We start from the raw sequence: 22,231 nt of genomic DNA on the forward strand, positions 1-22,231 counted from the left end.
GCCGCTAGGCTCAGCTCATTCGCCTTTGGGTGTCATGAGGTGATCATTCGGGAGACACGCTTATGAAGACAGGTTTCATCGGCCTTGGTGCCATGGGGCACGCTATGGCCATGAGATTGCTCGAGGCCGGGCATGATCTGGTGGTCTATAACCGCACCCGCTCAAAGGCCGACGCCCTCGTCGCGCACGGCGCCGTGGTGGCCGACACACCTGCCGAGGTGTCCAGGCAGGCAGATGTCGTATTTTCCATGCTTTTTGACGATGCCACAACTCAGGAAGCCAGTTTTGGACCAGATGGACTTGCGCAAGCCATGCGTGGAGGCGCCGTTCATGTCTGTTGCAGCACGCTCTCACTCGATCAGGCGCGCCGGCTGCGCGATGGTCATGAGGCGCGTGGTCAGCATTATGTCAGCGCCAATGTGCTGGGTCGGCCGCCCGCCGCCGAGGCTGGAAAACTCTATGCCATGATTGCCGGTGAACAGGCTGTGCTGGATCGCGTCGCCCCGGTCATGGAAGCGTTCAGCCAGCGGATTTTCCGGGTGGGGAATGACCCGGTGCAGGCCAATCTCGTCAAGCTCAGTCTCAACTTCATGATCTACTCGACTATTGAGCAGATGGCGGAAGTCTTTGCACTCAACGAGCAGATGGGGACAGACCCGGCACTGGTGTTCGAGATCATGACCAACAGCTTCTGCAATGCCCCGGTGCACAGAAATTACGGTCAGCTCATGGTTGACCGCGCCTATGATTATCCGGGGGCACCTGTCACATTGGGCCTCAAAGACGTGAAAATGTTCCTACAAGCCGGGCATGAACTCGGCTTGGACCTGCCTTATGCCGATATCGTGCATGACCGTATGGCGGCCTCCATCGAAGCGGGAAACGGGGAGCGGGACTTTGTGGTTCTGCAGGAGCAGGTCAAGGCAGGGCTCAAATAAGGCTGAGCCGGTATGTGAAGGGGGAGGCGATCCCGCAACAGGATTTCCTCCCTGCCGGTCCGCCATGCGCAGCCCTGTCATTCAGCCGTGATGCCAGGCCGCGCCCGTGTAGAAAAATCGCCCCATACCAATGGTGAAGATCAGACAGCCATAAAGGGAATGTTCCAGACAGGCGAGGCGCAACGAGCGGTGACGCTCGTAATCGCGGGCAAACAGAAAGCCGCCGGCAAAGGTGAGGGCTATGGCAATCCAGTTGAGGAAGATGACATGAGCAAAAGCAAAGGTGATCGCGCTGGCCAGTATCCGACGCGTTGGGGTCACGAACAGTGACTGATAGCGATGAAACAGGAAGCCCCGGTAGAGCATTTCCTGTGGCCAGACGGAAAGCAGGGGATAGAGGCCCATGATGACCAGCCAGAAGCCCGGGCGATGTCGGGGGAGGTCGAGGAAATGGGTGGGCCAGAGGAAATAGGCCAGAACTGTCAGCGCGCTCCCTAAAATCCCGAAGCGTACAAGGATAGCCCGTATCTCCCTGCGCACGTCATGCGACACAGGGAGACGCCCACGTATGGAAAGCCACGCGATGATCGCGCCAACCCATAGCCCAGCGAACAGTATTCCCGGCTGACGCAGGGCCAGCACAAGAAGCGGGCCACCGCTGTAGAGTGCGAAAAATTCACCCAGACGCAGCGCCCGAGGCAGGAGACGCTTTGAGGGGGCAGGGTGGACGGGCGTCATGGCTTTACCCCTCTTCGGGACAGATTGTCACCGGCGTGATGATAACGCCCGGTCGGAGGGGAGCAGGCCGCGCCAAGTGGCGTTGGAAATGCTGCGACCAATGCGGGTGCGGTGAACGGCACCGGTTATGCGGCATTTTTCGCAACTGATGTGCCATCGTCGGGAGAGGAACGACAAAGCAGCGGAGTGCTCTAGACGTTGGGGCAACCTGATACTCAGGTGATGCGTAGCGCTGAGCAGGTTGGACAGGAGTAGATAGCCCTGTCGCCGGGGCTGCAGAGTAACTGCAAACCCGGCTGAATCAGATCAGGCCTGCACACGATGGTGCAAGGAGATGCCTTCATCCTGTTTGCGGCGCAGTTCGACTTCGACGGCCATCGCCTTCTGAAGCTTTTCGAACGCACGCGCCTCGATCTGGCGGATACGCTCACGCGACACGCCATATTCGTGTGAGAGCTCCTCGAGTGTCGACGGATCGTCCTTGAGGCGTCTTTCGGTCAGAATATGCCGCTCACGGTCGTTCAGCGATTTCATGGCCTCGGTCAGCAGGGCCTGACGTCCGCTCATTTCCTCCGCCTCACCCAGCGTCGTCTCCTGGCTTTCCTGATCGTCAACCAGCCAGTCCTGCCACTCGCCTTCGCTGTCGCTACGGAGAGGGGCATTGAGGCTGTGATCCGGCGCCGAGAGGCGCTGGTTCATCGACACTACATCCTGCTCAGGCACACCAAGCGTCGTAGCAATCTTATCGACCTGCTCCGGTTTCAGGTCACCATCATCGATGGCCTGCATCTGGCCTTTCAGACGACGCAGGTTGAAGAACAGCTTCTTCTGCGACGCGGTGGTGCCCATTTTCACGAGCGACCATGAGTGCAGGATGTACTCTTGCATCGCTGCGCGGATCCACCACATGGCGTAAGTAGCTAGGCGGAAGCCGCGATCGGGATCGAAGCGTTTGACGGCCTGCATCATGCCGATATTGCCCTCGCTGATCAGTTCGTTCAGCGGCAGGCCATAGCCACGATAGCCCATGGCAATCTTGGCAACGAGGCGCAGATGGGAGGTAACGAGCTTGTGGGCAGCAGCGTCGTCTTCCTTGTCACGCCAGCGGCGGGCAAGTTCGACTTCTTCCTGCGGCGACAGGATGGGGAATTTACGGATCTCCTGAAGGTACCGTGTGAGGTTGTTTTCAGGGCCGATTGACATGACGGCGGAAGAGGCCATTGGGCTGCAACTCCTTTCGCCCGGACAGAGAAGGAACCAGATATACGGGTATTCACCCCGTTGGTTCCCGCTGGCGGGTGACGCATGGATAAGGAAGGACTTACGTCACCGCGCGATACCCTCCCATTGAGCGATATCAGGCGGCACGTCCGTTCCGGCGGCGCGTCAGCTCGTCGGATTGGCTATGAGTGGATCATACAGCCTTTTCCGAGTCAAGAAAACGTACCACATTACTCCTATTTAACCCGACCGATAGTCCACGGGGTGCGCAAGTCCTTATCCAGCCTGAAGCAGGATGAAAGCGCGCTTTGATTAGCGCCCTCGCAGCGCACGCAGGAGTGACTGAAAATCCTCTGGCGGCTCTGAGGTGAATAGGAGGCTCTCTCCTGTCCGGGGATGGGTGAAACCGAGCCGCGCCGCGTGCAGAGCCTGACGAGGGAAGTCGAGCGCTGTCCTTCTTGCTGCCTCGGGCAACCCACGTGCGGCCGCGGGGATGCGGCGCAGATAGACCGGATCGCCAAGCAGCGGATGGCCAGCCTGAGAGAGATGCACGCGTATCTGGTGAGTACGACCCGTCGCGAGCTTGCACTCGATCAGGCTTACGGAAGCGTCGAAGGCTTCGAGGCAGCGCACATGGGTCAGGGCGTGCTTGCCCCCCTGGGTGACGACTGTCATGCGTTTGCGGTCGCGCTTGTCCCGTCCAATCGCACCGTCATAACTGATGGTGGCCGGCAGAAGTCCCCAGGCCAGCGCCTTGTACGCTCGATCGATATCACGGGCGGCGAAGGCATCGGAAAGCGCATTATGCGCGAGCGGCGTCTTGGCGACGACCATCAGCCCCGACGTATCCTTGTCGAGACGATGCACGATACCGGGGCGCTTTTCGCCGCCGATTCCCTCCAGATCCTCACCGCAATGACCCAGCAGGGCGTTGACCAGTGTACCTGTCTCATTACCCGGCGCCGGATGCACCACCAGACCGGCGGGCTTGTCGAGCACGATCAGGTCGCGATCCTCGAACAGGATCGGCAGGGCGTGATCCTCGGCCTGCGGGCGGGCAGGGGTGGCTGGCGGCACGATCAGCACTAGGCGTCGCCCGGCTCTGGTGGTTTCCGAAGGCTCGCGTATGATGGCGCCGTCGCAGAAAACCTGCCCGGCCTCGATCAGGGATTTGACGCGTGAACGGGAGAGCGTGCCGATGGAATCGGCCAGAAAGCGGTCGAGCCGCTGCCCTGCCTGCTCTGGCGTGACAACAAACTCGAATCGGTTTTCATCGGGGACATGGGCATCGGTCATGCGCCCCTTTAGCAATTAGGATCACTTGCCGCCATGACTACGCCGCCGCCCCCTGTTTCACGTGTTCTGATGGCTGCGGTTATCGGCATGGGCGTGATGATCGTCATCGGCACGGCCGGGCTGATTGGCGTTGTGGTCCATCGTGCCATGCATCCCCATCAGGCAACCCTGCAAGAGAGACGGGTTCCTGCTTCCCCAATGCCGGGGCAAGGCAACATCGTGGAATCCGGGGGCAGTCAGAAACGGGGGGATGGGGCCGCAGTGTTCACCCTTCACGGTGGCGGGCATGTGCTCTCACAGATCGTACGCCCCGATGGGAGTTTGTCATTGCTGATCGCCACCCCCGAAGGCGAGCAGATTGTCATCTGGAGCCCTGAGTCCAATCGTGTGATGGCGCGCTTCGCGCTAAGTCCCTGAGATGATCTTCCTCCCGCGCCGGGAGCCTGGGGGAGACACCATAATGGATGCTCCGGAGTGTGGTCTCGCACGCGATACGACGCGCCCCAAACGTCCCGCCGGTTCTAGTCAGGTCAGTACGACGAGAGCTTCGGCACGCCCCGCCTCGAGGCCAAGGCGCTCATAGACCGGCCCCATCTCGACAAGTCCCGTCCACTCGCTGAAGCTTTTCTTGTCCATGCCCAGATGGTGCGGCATCATCACGAGCGGTGGCGGATCATCCATGAACTTGATGCGTAATGTTGCCCAACGCGGCGCGATATGCCGGTGATAGACGGCCGAGAGCGCACATTGCTCGATGCACCAGTTGGTTGGATTGGCGCCATGATAGGCACTGATGATGTAGTCGCTCAGCGCCTGTGCGATGACGGGCAAAAGAGGCTTCTCGCCAAAATAGGATACGCCAGCGCCGAACCCCCACGGCTCACCACCGCACTGTCGGCCGTCGCGATCATAGGCATAAAGTCTGAAGCCGTAGTCATAAGTCTTCAGCATGTCGCGTGCGAAAGACAGGAAATCGACCGGGATCATGGCATCCATGTCGATTGTCATGATCGGTCCATCAGCGAGACGGGCGATCCGCGGCATTATCAGATAGCGGATGCAGGAAAAGCTTGCGCCATCGGAATGCGACAGGCTGCCATAGGCAAAGACCAGCGAGACCATGCTTTTTTCTCTGCGCAGGGCCGAAGCGACGTCTTTCAGGAACGCAACCTGCTCGTCCGAGGCATGGGCGACGCCGAGAACCAGTCTCACATGTCCTGGCGCCTCAGCGCCATCGCAGGCCTGGACCAGTGAGGCGATCAGTCCAGGAATGAAGGCAAAATAGCGCCTGTCTCCAGCTGCGATCAGGGTGAGTACCGGCCTCGAACCGCCTGTATCCTGTTCTTCGTCGGGTAGTCCCGCCCAGCGCCATGAGTCGATGCTGAGTGGGTGCGGGTCAGCCGGACGCGTGGCGTGGCCTTGCCATGTATAGACCCCACCGTTGAAGTGAATGAAATAGCGCTGGTTCTGCAACGAGAGGCTGCGTGCCGTGTCATACAGGGCATTGGCTTCCTCCTGCTCGCCATCGAGCCAGTGTTTGTGGCCTTCCAGTATGGCGAGGGCATGAGAAGGACCATTGAGGCGTCGCTCCTCGTTGAGGAAGATCTGTCGCCGTTCTGCCGGACATTGTGTCCATTTTTCCTCGAGGCGATGGTAATAAGGCGTCTGTTCGGCAAAGCCTCCGTCAGCAGGAAGCCAGCCCGGGACGAGCAGATCCTCGTATGACGGATAGAGCGGCCGTCCTATCGCACGCTCAAGCGTGGGCCAAAGCGTGAGAAAGGTTTCGGGCTCGGCAAGGCGCGCCCGAAACCGGTCGATCACGACAGGGGTCTGAGCATCCTCTGGCAGTGCACAGGTGATAGCCGCAATCAGGGCTTCCTGGCAGGCGGGCTCGTCATGCTGCAGGCGTGCGAGGATGGCCCGCAGGATAAGCGCGTCTGTCCGGAGGGCGCTGTTTTCGAGCACATCAAGGCAGAGCAGGGCGACGTCATCCAACCCGATGAGGAGGCAGAGCCGCGCCAGAAACATCATATGACGGGGTTCGTTATAGTCTGTGATGGTCAGAAGAAGCTGCCGGGGCAAATCGTCAGGCTCGCCCCAGGGTGAGCGACCCCTGACAGCATTCGCCTGCAGATCCTGCATGGCCTGTGTCGCAGCCTCTATGGCGCGATGAAAGGCAGCATCAGGCCAGGCAGTGGCAACTCGCTTATCGGCTGCGCAGAGGGTTTGTCCGTCTTCCGTCAGGGAGAGGTCACTCAGGCCCAAACGGGTTTGACCAAGGATCAGGCTGAAGCCGTCTCGTCCGGGACGTATCGTCTCGCCGTTATCGAGTTTCCAGTCCCGTGAAAGCGCGGCATGCAGGACGCTCAGATGCCTGGCGTCCAGGGCGAGAAAATGCTCCCATTGCGCGCAGTGGCCGACGGCACGGAATGTCTCTCCCTCGCGACAGCTGATTGTGAGCGCACCTCCCCGCAGGGCAACAATGCTGCCATGACCGGGCGTATTGTCCATGGTCATGCCCGGTGCAGGGGCTATGATTACAACTTCAAACGGAAGGGGCGCGGATTCAGAACGCGCCCGGTATCCGGGATCGACGGGCAAGGCATTCCCGGACAGCACGTCCGCGATGGGAGCGGGAAACAGGCGGCCGCCTCCAGAACATACAACGGCGCCATGCCAGGCGAGCAGGATCATGGCCATAGGTGAAAGATCTCCTGGCGCCGGGTTGTGCAGCAGCCTGTTCTGTTCTTCGTGTTGCAGCGTTGTCGCACAGCGCGTTTGACATCAAGGCCCTCAAGAGTTCCGGGCGATCTACTCCGCGAGGACGGCCTGCATCAATCCGGGAAAACGCGCATCGAGATCGTCTCTGCGGAGTGAGTTGAAATGCTGCACGCCCTGTATGCGCGTATGGAGCAGCCCGCTCTCACGCAGTACCTGAAAATGGTGAGACATACTTGAGCGTGGCCGATCACCAAGCAGTGCGGCGCAACTCGCTTCGGGAACCGAACCGAGGTGCTGAACGATTTCAAGACGGATCGGATCTGCCAATCCCCGCAGGACTCCCAGCAGGGTGAGGCTCTCCACAGGGGGGTGATCGTAGTCAGGCATCTGGGCTGTCCGGTTCCAAAAAACAGGAGGGGAGGGGTTGTCGTCACGACGACGCATTCCCATTCCTGATATTGTTCGACAAAAATCGAATTAAACCCCCACGGGTTCATGAGGACTTAGCATTATGACAACTCTGTTCGATCCGATCCAGCTTGGCGCCATCGACGCGAAGAACCGGATCCTGATGTCACCGCTCACACGTGGCCGTGGCACACGTGAGCATGTGCCGACGCCGGTCATGGCAGAATACTATGCCCAGCGCGCCAGCGCCGGACTGATCATCTCTGAGGCAACCGGTATCAGCCGCGAGGGACTGGGCTGGCCCTACGCACCCGGTATCTGGTCGCAGGAACAGGTCGAGGCCTGGAAGCCGATCACCAGGGCGGTGCATGACAAGGGTGGCAAGATCGTTGTCCAGCTCTGGCATATGGGGCGCATGGTGCATTCCAGCGTAACGGGTCAGCAGCCGGTTTCCAGCTCGCCCACCTCTGCGCCCGCACCTCTGCACACTTATGATGGCAAGCAGGAGCCAGAGCAGGCACGCGCACTCACCAAGGCCGATATCACGCGTATTCTGGGCGAGTACGAGGTTGCTGCCCGCAATGCAATCGCAGCCGGGTTCGATGGCGTGCAGATCCACGCCGCCAATGGCTATCTGATTGATGAATTCCTGCGTGACGGCACCAATCATCGCGAGGATGAGTATGGCGGATCGCCTGAAAACCGCATCCGCTTCCTGCGTGAAGTGACAGAACGCGTCATCGCCACCATCGGGGCAGAACGGACATCCGTGCGTCTTTCACCCAATGGCGATACGCAGGGTTGCATCGATAGCGCGCCCGAAACCGTGTTCGTTCCGGCGGCAAAGCTGCTCAACGATCTCGGCATCGGCTTCCTCGAGCTGCGTGAACCCGGCACGAACGGTACATTTGGCAAGACTGACCAGCCCAAGCTGCATGGCCCGATTCGTGAAGTATTCCGGAACCCTCTGGTTCTGAATCAGGACTACACACGTGAGGAGGCTCTTGAAACCGTTGCCAACGGGACGGCCGATGCCATTGCATTTGGCCGTAAATTCATCGCCAACCCTGATCTTCCGCGCCGTTTGTCTGAGGATCTTGCGCTTCAGTCAGACGACATCAAGACGTGGTACAGTCGTGGGGACGAGGGATACATCGATTACCCTTTTTATAACGAATCGTGACTTTGCCATAAAGCCTGCCGAGGTGTGTTGACCTCGTAACTTGCTCGGGTTTCAGGAAGATACATTTCGTTTCTTTCTGGAACCCCGATGCGCACAAAGCAATGGTTTCACCTGTTCGTTTTGCTTGCAGAGCCTGTTAAACTCTTGCTGATTCCGGCTGTGGTCATGCTGTTATGCGACAGTGTCTCTGTTGGCTATTCGGTCCGAAATTTACTACGGGCGGCAGTGGCGTTGGCGCATCATGGTACGTCTTATTGGACGTACCATAAGTCTATGCCGAATGCGGACGCTGCCCGCCGTAAGAAGTGCCATGAAGCGAGCCCAGCCTGTAGTCCCAAAACAGATTTGCTGGTAAGAAGCCAGGTTTCTTCGATGTTGAAGAGCGGCTTGCGCGGTTAAGCGGGCTTGGTGATCAGCTCGAAGCGTTTTCCCGGACTGTGGATTTCGAGGCGTTCCGCCCTGATCTGGAGAAGGCTCTGGCTTACTCAGGCGGGAGCAAAGGCGGGCGTCCGCCGTTCGATCCGGTACTGACGTTTAAGATCCTCGTGATCCAGACACTGAACAATCTCTCCGGTGAACGGACAGAGTATCTGATCAACGACCGTCTGTCCTTCATGCGTTTCCTGGGGCTAACGTTATCGGATCGGGTACCCGATGCCAAAAAGGTCTGGTTGTTTCGCGAGCGTCTGACCGAGGCGGGCGCCATCCAGAATTTGTTCGCGCGCTTTGACGCCACATTGCGCAAGGCCGGTTATCTTCCAGTGTCCGGCCAGATCTTGGATGCCACGCTGGTGGCAGCGCCCAAGCAGCGCAATACCAATGCGGAGAAGGCCGATCTTCGGGGGGGGGGGGGGCTCCTCGAAGGCTGGGCAGACAAGCCGACAAAGCTGTCCCACAAGGCTAGGCATGCGCGCTGGGTGCTGAAGTTCACGAAAGCAAAACGACAGGAAGATGGGACTATGTCGTCCACAGATCTCGCTATTCCATTGTTTGGCTATAAATTACATATTTCCATCGACCGGAAGTTCCGGTTTATCCGAAAATGGAGAGCGACGGATGCCGCCGCCAGTGATGGTGCGCGATTAAGAGAGGGGCTGCTGGATAAAGCCAATACCGCCTCAAGCGTCTGGGCGGATACGGCCGATCGTTCAAAAGCCAATGAGGACTTCATGGAAAAGGAGGGTTTCATCGCGAAGGTCCACAGGAAAAAGCCGCATTCTAAGCCCATGCCCCGTCACATCCAGCGGTCCAACGCAGGGAAGTCAGTAATCCGGTCGCGTGTCGAGTATATCTTTGCTGATCAGAAGTCACAGATGGGATTGTTCACCCGAACAGTCGGCATCCCCCGAGCCACCATGAGGATCGGGCTGGCCAATATTGTCTACAACATGCGCCGCGTCCTTTTCCTCGAAAGACTGAACGCGAGCGCGTAGTCATCCCGGAGGAAACAGCGTCTGGTCTGCTCAAAACGCAGATCAAAAGCTACTCAAAGAACCGGCAATCAAATCTGCAAAAGCCAGAAATTATGGGCCAAGCGCATCAACCAACGGTTCTTCGATCCCTCCACCTGTGGCTGGATGGGGTATGCGGCGAAGGCAGCCGCCTTGGTGACGATGCCGCCTACCGAAGGGTAGACAAGTGAGCGAGAGGAGTCGCGCTGATTCCGGTATATTTCCTATGTCCTTTAGGCGATCAGTGAACGAGGTGCTGATCGCTCTTCAAACGTCTACTCATCGGATCTCTGCCTCGCCATCGCTGTCACATACCTGCTGCAGTGCCTAACACCGCGTCAGGCGCCGTTTGTGCTGCGCGTCATTCCGCTCCCCGACACTTAAGGTACACGGTGTTTTCGCGCCAGATCATTGAGGAGTATCGGGTTATATTCGATATGTTTATCCCGACCGGAGATGATGCTATTTCCGAAAACGTTTTGTTCTCGAACGTCACGATGGTGATAATTGGAGAGAGTTTCTCTGATATATCCAATATCATATTTGTATAAGAAATTTATATTGAAGTCCCAATCGCCTAAAACCGGATATTTTTCATTATAGCCGCCCACCTCGTCATAGCATGTGCGTCGAAATACGAACGAGATCGGAGCGAAGGTATTACACCGCCGTATCTCTTCGAGGTTGGGGGCAAAAAAATCGTCTCTGTACAATTTAGTGCTATGAGTTTGGATTCCATCGGGATGGACGCTTTCTGACACGTGAAGTGCTTGTGTGACGACGCCACCGTATTTGCGACCCTCTGCAGAGCGGAGGTAATCGATTGTCTTTTTGAGAAAATCGGGATGCCAAGAATCGTCATCATCGTGGATAACAATAAATTCGGATGTAGATTTAGAAATCGCTAGGTTTGATGCCGCTTCCATTCCTATGTTGATCGGAGACTCAACAAAAATGATTTTGCTATGGTCGATGTTGGCTTCGACGATCGTTTTCTTTATTAATTCCGCATCGCCCCCATCACATACAACCACGTGCACGTAATCTCTGAAGCTTTGGCTTGATACGCTCAATAGAGCCCGTCGTAGAAACAACGACCGATCCATTGTTCGCGTGATGACTGCGACTGTCGGTAGGGTGGCATTCAGCACGTCCGGGCGAGGACGTTTATGTGTGGACGGATATCTGAGGCCTGCCGACGAACGTTGCACAGGCGCGGCCATGTCCGCTGGGTACTCCAAAGCAATCTGACCGTTCTTCCACAATGCGCGGCTGATGCGTTCCTCGGATTTTTCTGGTCCATCCGGGCTGATCAGCACCGGAACCGAAAAAGACCTTCCGAGATCGGCTGAGCGCCGTTGCTTCAGCAACACTTCGGCCTCACTCTTGGTGGGCACGAGAAGAAACTGCTGTAATCGCTTCATGGCGTGCTCAGCATTGATCCTGAGCGTCAGTAGGTCTACAGGCGCTCTCGCAAGATGATATAACACCCCGGAATATATATGATCAGCGCCATTATTGTTGAGTGAGGCGAGGTTCTCCTTCTCACCAACAGCTAATATTGTGCCTAAATCATCACGATAATAGGATTCAATGCTCGGCGCTCGGGTTTCGAAAAGATCCTCAATCAGATGTCGATGAGAAATAATACATGTTTCGGGTCGGTTCCAATCGACACGGTTCGCTTCGAATACAAGACCTTCGGCTTGCGCAATTTTACCCCCATCTTCGTCGGGAATTAGCCCAAAATAGAGACCCCACCAGTCGATATCGGGCAGGCCTGCTTGCAACATTTTCTGGCTCGTCCCTGCCCAGCCTGAGTCGACAAGTACAGCGGTGTCATGTTTGCCAAGGGAGGCTCGTACGCGGGATAGGAACAGATTCGACTGTTCTTCGAGATGTGCGCGTATGGGAGCTGTCTGCGGAGCATTGCGGAGAATCATTCCTCCCAAGTCGAGACGATCGCTAGTCCAGTGCCACTGTTCCAAATCAATGTTACGAGGATTTCCAGTGTGTTCCCCGACAATGCATCTTCTGGCGATGTCGATGTCTGTATAAGCGTATGCGTCATCGAAAAGCGCACAAGATTCGAGCGGTGTTCTAGTCCATAGACCCTTCGCGATCATCATTCGTGAAGCCCAAAGATAATCCCAACCTGATGGGACTTCTCGACCGACACGTGAGAGATACACTTCTAAAGCCTGCCGGATCCTTAAGCCGGCTCGCGCCATGAAGAAAATCTTCGCGTTCTGCGCTCCCTCGAAATATAGTAGAGATTGATGAAGATTTTGTATGTATTGAGCAACAACGGGTCCAATAATGTCTCTTCCCAAACGAAACATATCGGTGTCGCTAATCGCGCTTTTGCGTGTTTTCATGACTTAGATCTTCGCCCACTCTCGTGCATCAATGCCAATATTGTCGAATCTATCGATGACAGTGTTTAGCGACAATTGGCGCATAATCGTCTCACTGCGCGTTATAGGGAAATGCAGGCTATTGATCCCCGCCTCACGTGCTTTCTGGACGTCAGAAAAGAAAGAGTCGCCTATATGAAGCGTCCGCGAAGGCGAAATGCCGCTACGTCCGATGATGTAGGGAAAGAGTTGTCCACTACGTTTGGACAGTATCGTGTCAGCAGAGCTGTAAATCTCGTCGACGTAATTAACTGAGCCGGGCGATACTTTTTCCATCAATGTGTGGATATGATCCCTATGGAGATACATATCACTCACCAGAATTACCCGGCCGCCGCTTTCACAGAATCGACGCAACGTCTCAATCAATGGTTGATTTGCCTCAAGGCAAAACTTGCTCTCATACTCTAGTTCACAATGCAGAAATGCTTCAGCTAGTGTATCGCCACCGCCAAGGGTTCGGGCCATGTTCTCAACGACTTCGAGTATGGAGCCTTCGCGACATCCTTTGACTGCCCTACGGCTGCCGTAAGAGCGGCTCATTGCCGTGTTGCGCATCAATAGTAATGCCATAGGGTCGATGTGCGACACATGGGAAGAGAGGGGGCCGGTACTCAAAGTGTTGATGATATATTCGCATATATCGAGATTTCGTTCGGCTTCGGATTTGTTATGCCTCAACAGGACAGTATCGAATACGTCGCAGGATACAACATCCATACCCTCGATCACGCTAGAAAACCATAGCGCGGCGGCTTGATAATTCTCATTAAGCCACTCGGCACGAGAGGCCCCGTTTGGAATAGAGCTTTGGAAGGGTTGAAAGCCGAAGACTTTCGGAAGGCTATCAGCGTCGCTGGCTGCTGGGTCTACAAGTTGGAGTTCGAGAAACTCACGGCACCCTGTCGGGGCAAGAAAGCTCTTCCGCTCGTTCTCCAAGCGTTCAGGTGCGCATGTGTTGACGTTTGCTGTCTCGATATTTGTGCATTCGGTCGAAATTAGGCTGGGCGGCATACCGGTGAAGTGAGGGCCCGCAGGCAGGGCCTGCGCAGTGTTTCTCAACAAAATTTTTCTAAGAGCTTTGCGCCTGAGGCTGGCGCGATCGCCTAGGGCACTTCTCGTAATTGTACGAAGGATGGAGGTAAATTTCCAACTGCGTGAAGCATGAATGGAGGCCAATTCTAGCCGTAAGCGATTGATTTCGTTTTCCAATTTGGGCCACCAGTTAAAGTGTCGTATATGGGAGTTTGATGTTTTAGTCTGAGGTATCGTTCATGGCGGCAAACTCACTGCATATTTATGTACCAGTCATCCCAACGTGTTAGTTCAGGATACCATCGTTGAAATCCGCGAGATTCAAGAGTTTCGCGTATGGCCTCCCGCTTTGACTCGTCTCCCGCATGTTCGACAGATATCAAGCGCACGTCGTAACGATCGAAACGGAAGCTTTGCAATATCTCAAGCTCAGACCCCTCGGTATCGATAGATAGATAATCAATGATATGAGGAGCGTTGTATTTTCGCAGCAGATCTTCCAACGAGATAGTGTTGACCTGTTCGACTGTTATGTTCTCACGGTTGCCTTCGCGCTGATGGATATCGGAAGGTACGATATCAGCCACGTGTGATAATTCCGGTGCCTGCGTCACGCATCGCATTTCAACGACATCTCCCGTCGATCGATAGACGCAAGAATGGTCAATGTGCGCTTCGCGATTTAAGAGAAGACTATCAGCCCAATGAGGATTTGGTTCCGCTAATATACCACTCCACTTATATTTTTTTTCGAGGAGCCATGTATTGCTCATGAAAATACCGTCGCAAGCTCCAAATTCCACAAAGAATCCACTGGTTTTTTCTTTGGTCATGAAGAGTACCCAAAGATCCTGGTAGATCTGGGCCTTGCTTTGTGCAAGATTATTTCTACAGAATAGGTAGAAATCGATGATATCTTTGTGAGTTTCCTCAAGGTCTCGTTCTCGATCGAGCAGGTTCAAGAAGACGCCTGCGAGGGTCTCCCTTTCCCACTGAGGCAGAATTTCGTCCTCGCCGCAGTTAGCGATGTCTTGGCCTTGTCTGACACGCCAGGTAAACCAAAGCTGTTCGAAGAGCGTCTGATGTTTCATCTCGCCTATGCTCTTTCAATCAGTGAGATAGCTCTCCACCGACTTTGCCAGATGCGCCTGGCGATTACGTCCTGGGTCTCACCAAGAATGGCGTTACGGAACTTTTCCGAAGTTTATCAGTAAGTGTCTAGGTATGTCTAGGCTTTGCCTTGGCGTGCTCCGAGCGTAAATGAGATAGACTATAATTCCCGCATACGCTCAACTCCGGCCAGCTTTTTGGATGTGAATGCTATTAGGGTGCTTTTGGCATTTACCATGGTAATCTACCTACGCCTCATATCGAGGAAGGCACGGTCTAGCTTATGATGCACTTCTATAACTGCCTCAGGCACATCGATATGCCCGATAAATCCTCTCCCCGCAGGGCCATAACCCGTGGCCGTATCCTGTAGCCGGGGAATTTCCCCGAGAAGCAGGGACAGATAGCGCTCCTCCGTCCAGGACTCTGACGTTACCGCCTCTCCGAGGCGGGGCGTGAAAGGCGGGGACGAAAAGAACAGGGTCGGTTGATCGCGCCAGACATGGTGGAACGTCGCATCTGTGCGGCGTTGCAAAAGCGGGTCCTGAACCAGAACAATATGATGCGGCTTCAGTCCAAGCTCGTCGAGTGCCTCGCGTGTAAAAGCCGCGTTCTCGCCCGTATTTGTCGAGCGAGTCTCCAGAATGATCTGGTCACGTGCGATCAGGGAATCTGCTGCAATCAGGCGAGAGATCAATTCGGCTTCCGAAAGATCGGCGAGGGCAGAGGGCGCGCAGTCGAGGCGCGAGGCAAGAGCCGCCACAAGCGGCGGGGTCGAATGCCCGATACCACCTGTGATCAGCAACAGGCAGTCGTGCTGGCGCGCCAGGCTCGTGGCATGATCAACACAGGCAAGCACGCCATTGCCCGCAAGACAGACGAGGTCGATCCGGTTTGGCGCATCATCGACACTTGTCAGAGCCAGATAGCCAGCGATGCGATCGGCGGCTTCTCTGATCTCGGGTTGTTCTAAAGCGGAAAAATCCGGATGTGTCATCTCTGTCCCAACGCCTTCTCTCTCCCTTCACCGGTCAAGGGAGTGGCCGGCCAGGGTAGCGCCGCAGCTCCTGAAGAGATGCGGGGCCAATTTCAATTCCCGGTAAGTATGCTCTCGCGCTTGGGAAAACGCGGCATCACACTCGGGTCAGACCGTGAAATACTTGGCCCGCGGGTTGAGCATGACGAGCGCAGACGTCGATTGCTCGGGGTGAAGCTGATAGCCATCCGATAGCGAAACCCCGATGCGCTCGGCATCGAGCAGCTTCAGAATGGGTTCCTGATCTTCCAGACGCGGGCAGGCCGGGTAGCCGAAGGAGTAGCGTGAGCCGCGATAGGATTGCGCCAGCATCTTTTCCATGTCGCGATCATCCTCACCTGCAAAACCGAGTTCGGCACGGATGCGCTTGTGCGTGTATTCTGCCATGGCTTCGGCCATTTCGACCGAAAGCCCGTGCAGATACAGGTAGTCCTGATAGCGATTGGCCTCGAACCATTCCCGCGCCAGATCGGACGCTTTCTGGCCCACTGTCACGACCTGAAGGCCCACCACGTCGCGCTCGGCATCATCGATATCCCGCACGAAGTCAGCGATACACTCGCCATCTTCACGGGGCTGGCGGGGAAGGGCGAAGCGTGCGGCCTCGGTCACGCCATCTTCATGGAAGAGCACGAGGTCATTCCCTTCGCCCGCGGCCTTCCAGTAACCATAGATGGCCTGAGGCTTGAGAATGGCTTCTTCCGCACAAAGTGCCAGCATACGCTTGAGCACCGGGCGCAGCTCCTGCTTGGCGTAGGTCATGAACTCGTCAAGCGAGCGTCCCTGCTTACGGAAGCCCCACTGGAACTGATAGAGCGAGCGTTCATTCAGGAAGGGCAGCACAGCGGCGGGTGCGGCCTCGACCACACGGGCGCCCCAGAAAGGCGGCACTGGTACAGGCTGCGTTCCGGCTACGCGGGCCCGACGGGCGCGCGCCGCTTCCTTGTCGATGGGCGCGAAGCCGCGTGTCTCGGCCAGCTCGGGCGCCCGCTCGACCTTGCGCTGCTTGCCCGCCCGACGAGTCTGGATGGCGCTTAGGTAGTCGTCAAACTGGTTGTTCACCACCTTGTCCATGAGCGACAGCCCGTCAAAGGCATCGCGTGCATAGGCGACGCGCCCTGCGGTCTCGATCCCGTAGGAGCGGGCACATTCATCTTCCACATAGTTGCGCGTCAGTGCCGCGCCACCGAGGAAGACAGGAATATCGATACCCTGACGCGCCATCTCCTCTAGGTTTTCGCGCATGATTACGGTGGATTTTACGAGCAGGCCCGACATGCCGATAGCCTGAGCGTTATGCTCTCGTGCTGCGGTGATCATGTCAGCCAGGGGCACCTTGATGCCCAGATTGATGACCCGATAGCCATTATTGGTCAGGATGATATCGACAAGATTCTTGCCGATATCGTGGACGTCGCCCTTGACGGTGGCGAGGACCATCGTGCCACGCGCCTGCCCTTCGACACGCTCCATATAGGGTTCGAGCCAGGCCACGGCGGTCTTCATGGTTTCGGCTGATTGCAGCACGAAAGGAAGCTGCATCTTGCCCGCGCCGAACAGCTCCCCCACCACTTTCATACCATCCAGGAGCACGGTGTTGATGATGTCGAGCGGTGGCATTTCTTCCATTGCCGCGGCGAGATCGTCCTCGATGCCCTTGCGGTCGCCATCGACGATACGATCCTTCAGACGTTCGGCCGGGGTCTCGGCGCGACGCTTCTGCACGGCATCGGCAGCTTTTCGGCCCGCGAAGAGCTCCAGCAGCTTCTGGAGCGGATCGTAGTCCTCGCTGCGACGGTCGAAGATCAGATCCTCGGCGACCTTCACCTCCTCGGCGGCGATCAGATGCAGCGGGCGGATCTTGCTGACATGCACGATGGCGCCCGTCATGCCGGCTCTCACCGCATGATCAAGAAAGACCGAGTTCAGCACGGCGCGCGCCGCCGGGTTGAGGCCAAAGGAGATGTTCGACAGGCCCAGAATGATCTGGATCTCGGGGAAGCGCTCGCGGATCATCCGGATGCCTTCCAGCGTCCAGACACCCAGCTTGCGATCGTCTTCCACGCCCGTGGCAATGGTGAAGGTGAGCGGGTCGATCATCAGATCGGATTGAGGCAGACCGTGCTTCGTGCAGGCGAAATCGACCAGACGCTCGGCAATACGCAGCTTGTCTTCCGGCGTCTTGGCCATGCCCACTTCGTCGATGGTGAGCGCAATCACCGCGGCGCCGAATTTGCGCGCCAGGATCATGCGGTCCTGGGCATGGCCTTCGCCATCCTCGAAATTGATCGAGTTGATGATGGGTTTGCCGCCATGCAGCTTGAGCGCGGCCTCGATGACCGGGGTCTCGGTTGAGTCGATTACCAGAGGCGCATTCACCGAAGACGTGAAGCGCGTGACGACCTCATTCATCTCGGCAATTTCGTTGCGTCCGACAAAGGCGGTGCAGAGATCGAGCGCATTGGAGCCCTCGGCGGCCTGCTCGCGCCCAACGGCAACGCAGCCATCCCAGTCGCCTGCTTCCTGCAATTCACGCCACTTCTTGGAGCCATTGGCGTTGCAGCGTTCGCCAATGGAGAAATAGGAGTTCTCCTGACGCAGCGGTGTCTGGGTATAGAGGCTTGCGACAGACGGCACCCAGTGATGGATGCGCTTGACCGGGGCGGGGCGATGACTGGTCCCGACGCGCTTGCGAAGCATCCCGTCCAGCGCCTGGATATGCGGGGTGGAGGTGCCGCAGCATCCGCCCACCAGATTGAGCCCGTCTTCCACAATGAAGCGCTCGACCCAGCTTGCCATCTCACCAGGGGTAAGGGGGTAATGCGTCGTGCCATTTACCAGTTCGGGAAGGCCTGCATTGGGCTGGATGGAAATCAGGCCGGGCCAGTTCTCGGACAGCCATTTCACATGCTCCGCCATTTCCTGCGGGCCGGTGGCGCAATTCATGCCGATAAGAGGCACGTCCAGCGCATGAATGGTGGTGGCTGCCGCGGCGATATCGGGGCCAACAAGAAGTGTGCCAGTGGTCTCGACCGTCACCTGCACGAAAATCGGGGCATCCGAGCCCAGTTCTCGCTTTGCTGCCTTGGCGGCGTTGACGGCGGCCTTGATCTGGAGCGTGTCCTGGCAGGTCTCGATCAGGAAGGCATCGACCCTGCCATCGATCAGGCCGCGGCATTGTTCGATGATCCCGGCCTCTAGGGTGTCGTAATCGATATTGGCGAGGCTGGGCAGCTTGGTGCCTGGGCCGATGGAGCCCACAACATAACGGTGACGCCCGTCGCTGAAGGTCTCGGCGGCCTCGCGCGCCAACTCGGCCGATTGGCGGTTGATCTCGCGGGCACGGTCCTGCAAGCCGAATTCGGCAAGGGTGACGATCGAGCCACCGAACGTATTGGTCTCGACCATATCCGCGCCGACTTCAAAATACCCGCGGTGAATTTCACGGATCAGTTCGGGCCGGGAGAGGGTCAGGATCTCGGTGCAGTTTTCCTGCCCCCAGTAATCGCGTTCCACTTCCAGATCGAGCATCTGGATGCGTGACCCCATCCCGCCGTCGCAAAGCAGGACATGGTCACGCAGGGCGTCGAGAAGATGAGGACGTGTCATGATGGCGGTCAGTCTCGCTGTATGGGTCGGGCGGCAGGGGCGCAGCTGCGACTGGGCGCTACGGCTGCCTGCCTTTTTTCAGAGGCTACGGCGTCTGTCCAGTATGATGCGAGGCTTGATCCTCATGCGGCCGTGACGAAACGGGAGGAGACAGAATGAGCCTGAGGCCGATTAGCGCCTCAAGGAGCAGCCCTTCGGAGCTTGTTCGGCGTACTCGAAAGGGGCTTCATAGTCGCCGGGCCGCCCCAGCAAAGGAAGAGACAGCCATGTCAGGTGATGGACGCATCCCTCTCTATATACTGAGTGAGCGCGATGCGATGCCGCAGGAACTGGTCCGGGTTCAGGGTGAAGGTGCTTGCCTGGCCGTTGATACTGAGCGGCCTGGCGGCTGGGCAGTCTATCGGCGCATCGCCGCAAACGCATTGCCGGGGCGGGTTCATGCCCGGTTTTGCGCATGCTGTGCCGGGCGCAGCCCTGTTGCCTCTGCCCTCGATCAGCTCTTTCTCGACAGGATACGCGGGACGTCCGCGCACTTTGTCTTCGTAGTCATCATCTGCGGAGCGGGTCGCTTGGCGGGTCTGATGGAGTTGCTGCAACAAGATGCAATGGTCAGATCACGTTACCGAATTTAAATTCTATGTATTTTTTGGTCGGTTGGTTTGGAATTTACATAGTAACTTTGACAGAATATGTAGAGACCTCACGCCAAGTTCAGTGATTTCTATGACTTATGGTAAAAATCGAAGATTCTCGCTCGACAGGGGGAGGGGTATTCGCGCTATTCGGGCAGCCTGAAGTCTGAGCGGCTTAGTGAAACACAAGAGGAAGCTTCGTGAAGCATCGTGATGGCGTCGCTGCGGACAGCGAAAACCAGAATCCCGTCTATATCCGACTACGCGCCGCCATGGCTGCAGCCAAGTACCATGGGCTGGACCTCGACATGCGTGATTTCGCTGCTGAGCCGGGTGAGGACTCGCCCTCACCAGCGGCGTTGGCACGATGGTTGAACGAAAACGGTGCCGTGGCGAAGGGAATGCGCATCAAGTGGCGCTATCTCGTCCGCATGCAGAACACGCCGCCCATCGTACTGATGTTTCGCGATGGCTCTGCCGCGCTTATGGTGCGCGCTGATCCAGAAAAAAATATCGTTTGGCTCCGTGATCCATTGGGTGACGAGGGAAGCATTCCCGTTGCAGTGGATGAGCTCAGACTGACACAAGTCTGGACAGGTGACATCCTGCTGGTCAAGCGTCGTCGGGACCTGTCGGAGGCTGATGCGCCCTTCGATCTGATGTGGTTTGTCCGCATCGTGATGCGTGAGAAGCAGTCACTCCGTGATATTCTCTTCGCCTCGATGGTGCTGGCAATTCTGCAGATTTTCCCGGCCATGATCGTCATGCAGGTCATTGATCGTGTGGTGAATTACCATTCGATGTCGACCTTGGTATCGATCACGGCAATTGTGCTGATCCTTAGCTTCTATGAAACCTTGTTGACCTATGGGCGTCGCGAGCTCACACTCGTCATGAGTACGCGAGTAGACACGCGAATTTCGCTTCATGCGTTCAATCGTCTGCTGGCTTTGCCGCTCGAATTCTATGAGCGTGAACAAACAGGACGCATTCTGGGCCGCTATATGGCCATCTACAGGGTGCGTGACTTCCTGACAGGTAAGCTCATGTCCACCTTCCTGGATATGTTTACTCTATTTGTAATCTTGCCGATCCTGTTCTGGATGAGCTCGACGCTTGCCTGGATGACCGTGGCGTGCGCAGGCTTGATTGGTCTTATCATCGTGATTTTCCTCGGCCCGATGACACGCGTCTATAACAAGATGATCCGAGCCGAGATGGATCGTAGCTCGATCCTCTATGAGACGGTGGCCGGTATTCGTACAGTCAAAACGCTGGCCTTGGAGCCTACGCGCCGCGAAAAGTGGGACGAAACCACGGCCGAAGTCATTCGATGGAAGCTCGCTGCGGGGCGTATGCAGAATTGGCCCACTACTCTCGTCATGCCACTCGACATGTTCATCAACCGCGGTATCATCCTGGTAGGAGCTTATCTGATCCTGACCGGATCGAGTAGCATCCAGCCAGGCGCCCTGATGGCGTTCATGATGCTTGGTGGGCGTGTCGCGGCACCGCTCGTTGGTCTGGCAAAAATTCTCGAAGATGTGAATGAGGTTATGACCTCCCTCAATGAGGCGGGTATGGTCTTGAATCAGCCGACTGAAACCAAGGCCCTTACATCCGGGCTGCGTCCGCCGATCAAGGGCGCTCTCTCTTTTACGCAGGTTGATTTCAGTTATCCAGGGACCACGATCAAGGCGCTTAACAACGTCAACTTTGAAATTCCTGCTGGCACTATGCTGGGACTTGTCGGGCGCTCAGGTTCGGGTAAATCGACCGTTACCCGTCTGCTTCAAGGCGTGAGTCGAAGCTATACAGGTTATCTGCGTCTCGATGGCGTGGAACTGCGCGAGATCAATCTCAGCCATTTGCGCCGCTCGTTTGGTGTCGTGCTGCAGGATAACTTCCTGTTCCGTGGCACAGTGCGTGACAATATCACCGCCGGACGTCCCGGCTACACAATGGACGATGTGATCCGTGCCGCGCGTCTGGCAGGGGCAGAGGAATTCATTGATCGCATGCCCGCCGGCTATGACACCCCGATCGAGGAAGGTTCTACCAACATCTCGGGTGGTCAGAGGCAGCGTCTGGCCATCGCACGCGCCGTGATCAGCGACCCGAAACTGATGATCCTTGATGAGGCCACCTCGGCGCTCGACCCTGAGAGTGAAGCGCTGGTGAATGCCAATCTGCAGCGTATCGGCAAGGGCCGTACGATGGTGATCGTCTCCCACCGTCTGTCCTCCCTGGTCGATTGCCATCAGATCTGTGTCATGGACAAGGGCAAGGTGGTCGATGTGGCGCCCCATAGTGTGCTGCTTGAACGCTGCGAGATCTATCGCATGCTTTGGATGCAGCAGAATCGTCACGAGCATTCCGCCCATAACAAGAACACCGATCAGAATGATGATCCCATGCTGATGGATGAGGAATAAG

15 protein-coding genes and 1 pseudogene are annotated in these 22,231 nt (G+C 56.8%); 6 read left to right on the forward strand and 10 right to left on the reverse strand.

Annotated features, from left to right (window positions below; translation table 11 throughout):
- Positions 1-62 precede the first annotated feature (62 nt).
- A complete protein-coding gene (locus tag P5689_RS10815) occupies positions 63-938 on the forward strand; it encodes an NAD(P)-dependent oxidoreductase (protein WP_023979127.1) in 876 nt (291 codons plus the stop codon).
- An 81-nt stretch (positions 939-1,019) separates the two neighbouring features.
- Here the strand turns inward: P5689_RS10815 and P5689_RS10820 are convergent, their stop codons facing one another.
- From P5689_RS10820 to P5689_RS10830, 3 genes are all read right to left on the reverse strand, one after another.
- Positions 1,020-1,676 carry a CPBP family intramembrane metalloprotease gene (locus tag P5689_RS10820; RefSeq protein WP_285533160.1) on the reverse strand — a complete coding sequence of 219 codons (657 nt, stop codon included), beginning with the start codon at positions 1,674-1,676 and terminating at the stop codon, positions 1,020-1,022.
- 306 nt (positions 1,677-1,982) lie between these two features.
- A complete protein-coding gene (gene rpoH / locus P5689_RS10825) occupies positions 1,983-2,897 on the reverse strand; it encodes an RNA polymerase sigma factor RpoH (RefSeq protein ID WP_023979125.1) in 915 nt (304 codons plus the stop codon).
- A 312-nt stretch (positions 2,898-3,209) separates the two neighbouring features.
- A complete protein-coding gene (locus P5689_RS10830) occupies positions 3,210-4,193 on the reverse strand; it encodes an RluA family pseudouridine synthase (RefSeq protein WP_023979124.1) in 984 nt (327 codons plus the stop codon).
- A 33-nt stretch (positions 4,194-4,226) separates the two neighbouring features.
- Between P5689_RS10830 and P5689_RS10835 the strand changes: the two genes are divergently transcribed.
- Entirely contained in the window at positions 4,227-4,610 is a 384-nt protein-coding gene (locus tag P5689_RS10835) for a hypothetical protein (RefSeq protein ID WP_023979123.1), read from the forward strand.
- A 108-nt stretch (positions 4,611-4,718) separates the two neighbouring features.
- Here the strand turns inward: P5689_RS10835 and P5689_RS10840 are convergent, their stop codons facing one another.
- Positions 4,719-6,893 (reverse strand): hypothetical protein, encoded by a 2,175-nt coding sequence (locus tag P5689_RS10840; protein WP_285533162.1) that lies wholly within the window; start codon positions 6,891-6,893, stop codon positions 4,719-4,721.
- A gap of 111 nt (positions 6,894-7,004) precedes the next feature.
- Positions 7,005-7,301 carry a helix-turn-helix transcriptional regulator gene (locus tag P5689_RS10845; RefSeq protein ID WP_023979121.1) on the reverse strand — a complete coding sequence of 99 codons (297 nt, stop codon included), beginning with the start codon at positions 7,299-7,301 and terminating at the stop codon, positions 7,005-7,007.
- 124 nt (positions 7,302-7,425) lie between these two features.
- Here P5689_RS10845 and P5689_RS10850 point away from each other — a divergent pair, with 124 nt between their 5' ends.
- A complete protein-coding gene (locus P5689_RS10850; RefSeq protein WP_285533163.1) occupies positions 7,426-8,505 on the forward strand; it encodes an alkene reductase in 1,080 nt (359 codons plus the stop codon).
- Between the two features lie 356 nt (positions 8,506-8,861).
- A pseudogene (locus P5689_RS10855) lies at positions 8,862-9,938 on the forward strand (IS5 family transposase); the annotation flags it as partial.
- A 398-nt stretch (positions 9,939-10,336) separates the two neighbouring features.
- Here the strand turns inward: P5689_RS10855 and P5689_RS10860 are convergent.
- The 5 genes from P5689_RS10860 to metH form a co-directional block, all read right to left on the reverse strand.
- Positions 10,337-12,334, reverse strand: a complete 1,998-nt coding sequence (locus P5689_RS10860; RefSeq protein WP_285533164.1) for a glycosyltransferase — start codon at positions 12,332-12,334, stop codon at positions 10,337-10,339.
- A gap of 3 nt (positions 12,335-12,337) precedes the next feature.
- Complete coding sequence (locus P5689_RS10865) at positions 12,338-13,585, reverse strand: hypothetical protein (RefSeq protein WP_285533165.1); 1,248 nt, start codon at positions 13,583-13,585, stop codon at positions 12,338-12,340.
- Positions 13,586-13,659: 74 nt separating this feature from the next.
- Entirely contained in the window at positions 13,660-14,499 is an 840-nt protein-coding gene (locus P5689_RS10870; RefSeq protein ID WP_285533166.1) for an FkbM family methyltransferase, read from the reverse strand.
- A 263-nt stretch (positions 14,500-14,762) separates the two neighbouring features.
- Positions 14,763-15,515, reverse strand: a complete 753-nt coding sequence (locus P5689_RS10875; protein ID WP_285533167.1) for a YdcF family protein — start codon at positions 15,513-15,515, stop codon at positions 14,763-14,765.
- A 147-nt stretch (positions 15,516-15,662) separates the two neighbouring features.
- Complete coding sequence (gene metH, locus P5689_RS10880; RefSeq protein ID WP_408868544.1) at positions 15,663-19,163, reverse strand: methionine synthase; 3,501 nt, start codon at positions 19,161-19,163, stop codon at positions 15,663-15,665.
- A gap of 266 nt (positions 19,164-19,429) precedes the next feature.
- Here metH and P5689_RS10885 point away from each other — a divergent pair, with 266 nt between their 5' ends.
- Both P5689_RS10885 and P5689_RS10890 read left to right on the forward strand, forming a co-directional pair.
- Positions 19,430-19,795 (forward strand): hypothetical protein, encoded by a 366-nt coding sequence (locus P5689_RS10885; RefSeq protein ID WP_285533168.1) that lies wholly within the window; start codon positions 19,430-19,432, stop codon positions 19,793-19,795.
- 272 nt (positions 19,796-20,067) lie between these two features.
- Positions 20,068-22,230 carry a peptidase domain-containing ABC transporter gene (locus P5689_RS10890; RefSeq protein WP_081866848.1) on the forward strand — a complete coding sequence of 721 codons (2,163 nt, stop codon included), beginning with the start codon at positions 20,068-20,070 and terminating at the stop codon, positions 22,228-22,230.
- Position 22,231: the final 1 nt, after the last annotated feature.

It is taken from the genome of Asaia sp. HumB, from assembly GCF_030263835.1.
Classification (GTDB): domain Bacteria; phylum Pseudomonadota; class Alphaproteobacteria; order Acetobacterales; family Acetobacteraceae; genus Asaia; species Asaia bogorensis.

What these genes read in the sequence shown, in the direction of transcription:
- P5689_RS10815 (WP_023979127.1), top strand. Translation starts at nt 63, where the DNA reads ATGAAGACAGGTTTCATCGGCCTTGGTGCCATGGGGCACGCTATGGCC.
- P5689_RS10820 (WP_285533160.1), bottom strand. Translation starts at nt 1,676, where the DNA reads ATGACGCCCGTCCACCCTGCCCCCTCAAAGCGTCTCCTGCCTCGGGCG.
- rpoH (WP_023979125.1), bottom strand. Translation starts at nt 2,897, where the DNA reads ATGGCCTCTTCCGCCGTCATGTCAATCGGCCCTGAAAACAACCTCACA.
- P5689_RS10830 (WP_023979124.1), bottom strand. Translation starts at nt 4,193, where the DNA reads ATGACCGATGCCCATGTCCCCGATGAAAACCGATTCGAGTTTGTTGTC.
- P5689_RS10835 (WP_023979123.1), top strand. Translation starts at nt 4,227, where the DNA reads ATGACTACGCCGCCGCCCCCTGTTTCACGTGTTCTGATGGCTGCGGTT.
- P5689_RS10840 (WP_285533162.1), bottom strand. Translation starts at nt 6,893, where the DNA reads ATGGCCATGATCCTGCTCGCCTGGCATGGCGCCGTTGTATGTTCTGGA.
- P5689_RS10845 (WP_023979121.1), bottom strand. Translation starts at nt 7,301, where the DNA reads ATGCCTGACTACGATCACCCCCCTGTGGAGAGCCTCACCCTGCTGGGA.
- P5689_RS10850 (WP_285533163.1), top strand. Translation starts at nt 7,426, where the DNA reads ATGACAACTCTGTTCGATCCGATCCAGCTTGGCGCCATCGACGCGAAG.
- P5689_RS10860 (WP_285533164.1), bottom strand. Translation starts at nt 12,334, where the DNA reads ATGAAAACACGCAAAAGCGCGATTAGCGACACCGATATGTTTCGTTTG.
- P5689_RS10870 (WP_285533166.1), bottom strand. Translation starts at nt 14,499, where the DNA reads ATGAAACATCAGACGCTCTTCGAACAGCTTTGGTTTACCTGGCGTGTC.
- P5689_RS10875 (WP_285533167.1), bottom strand. Translation starts at nt 15,515, where the DNA reads ATGACACATCCGGATTTTTCCGCTTTAGAACAACCCGAGATCAGAGAA.
- metH (WP_408868544.1), bottom strand. Translation starts at nt 19,163, where the DNA reads ATGACACGTCCTCATCTTCTCGACGCCCTGCGTGACCATGTCCTGCTT.
- P5689_RS10885 (WP_285533168.1), top strand. Translation starts at nt 19,430, where the DNA reads ATGTCAGGTGATGGACGCATCCCTCTCTATATACTGAGTGAGCGCGAT.
- P5689_RS10890 (WP_081866848.1), top strand. Translation starts at nt 20,068, where the DNA reads ATGGCTGCAGCCAAGTACCATGGGCTGGACCTCGACATGCGTGATTTC.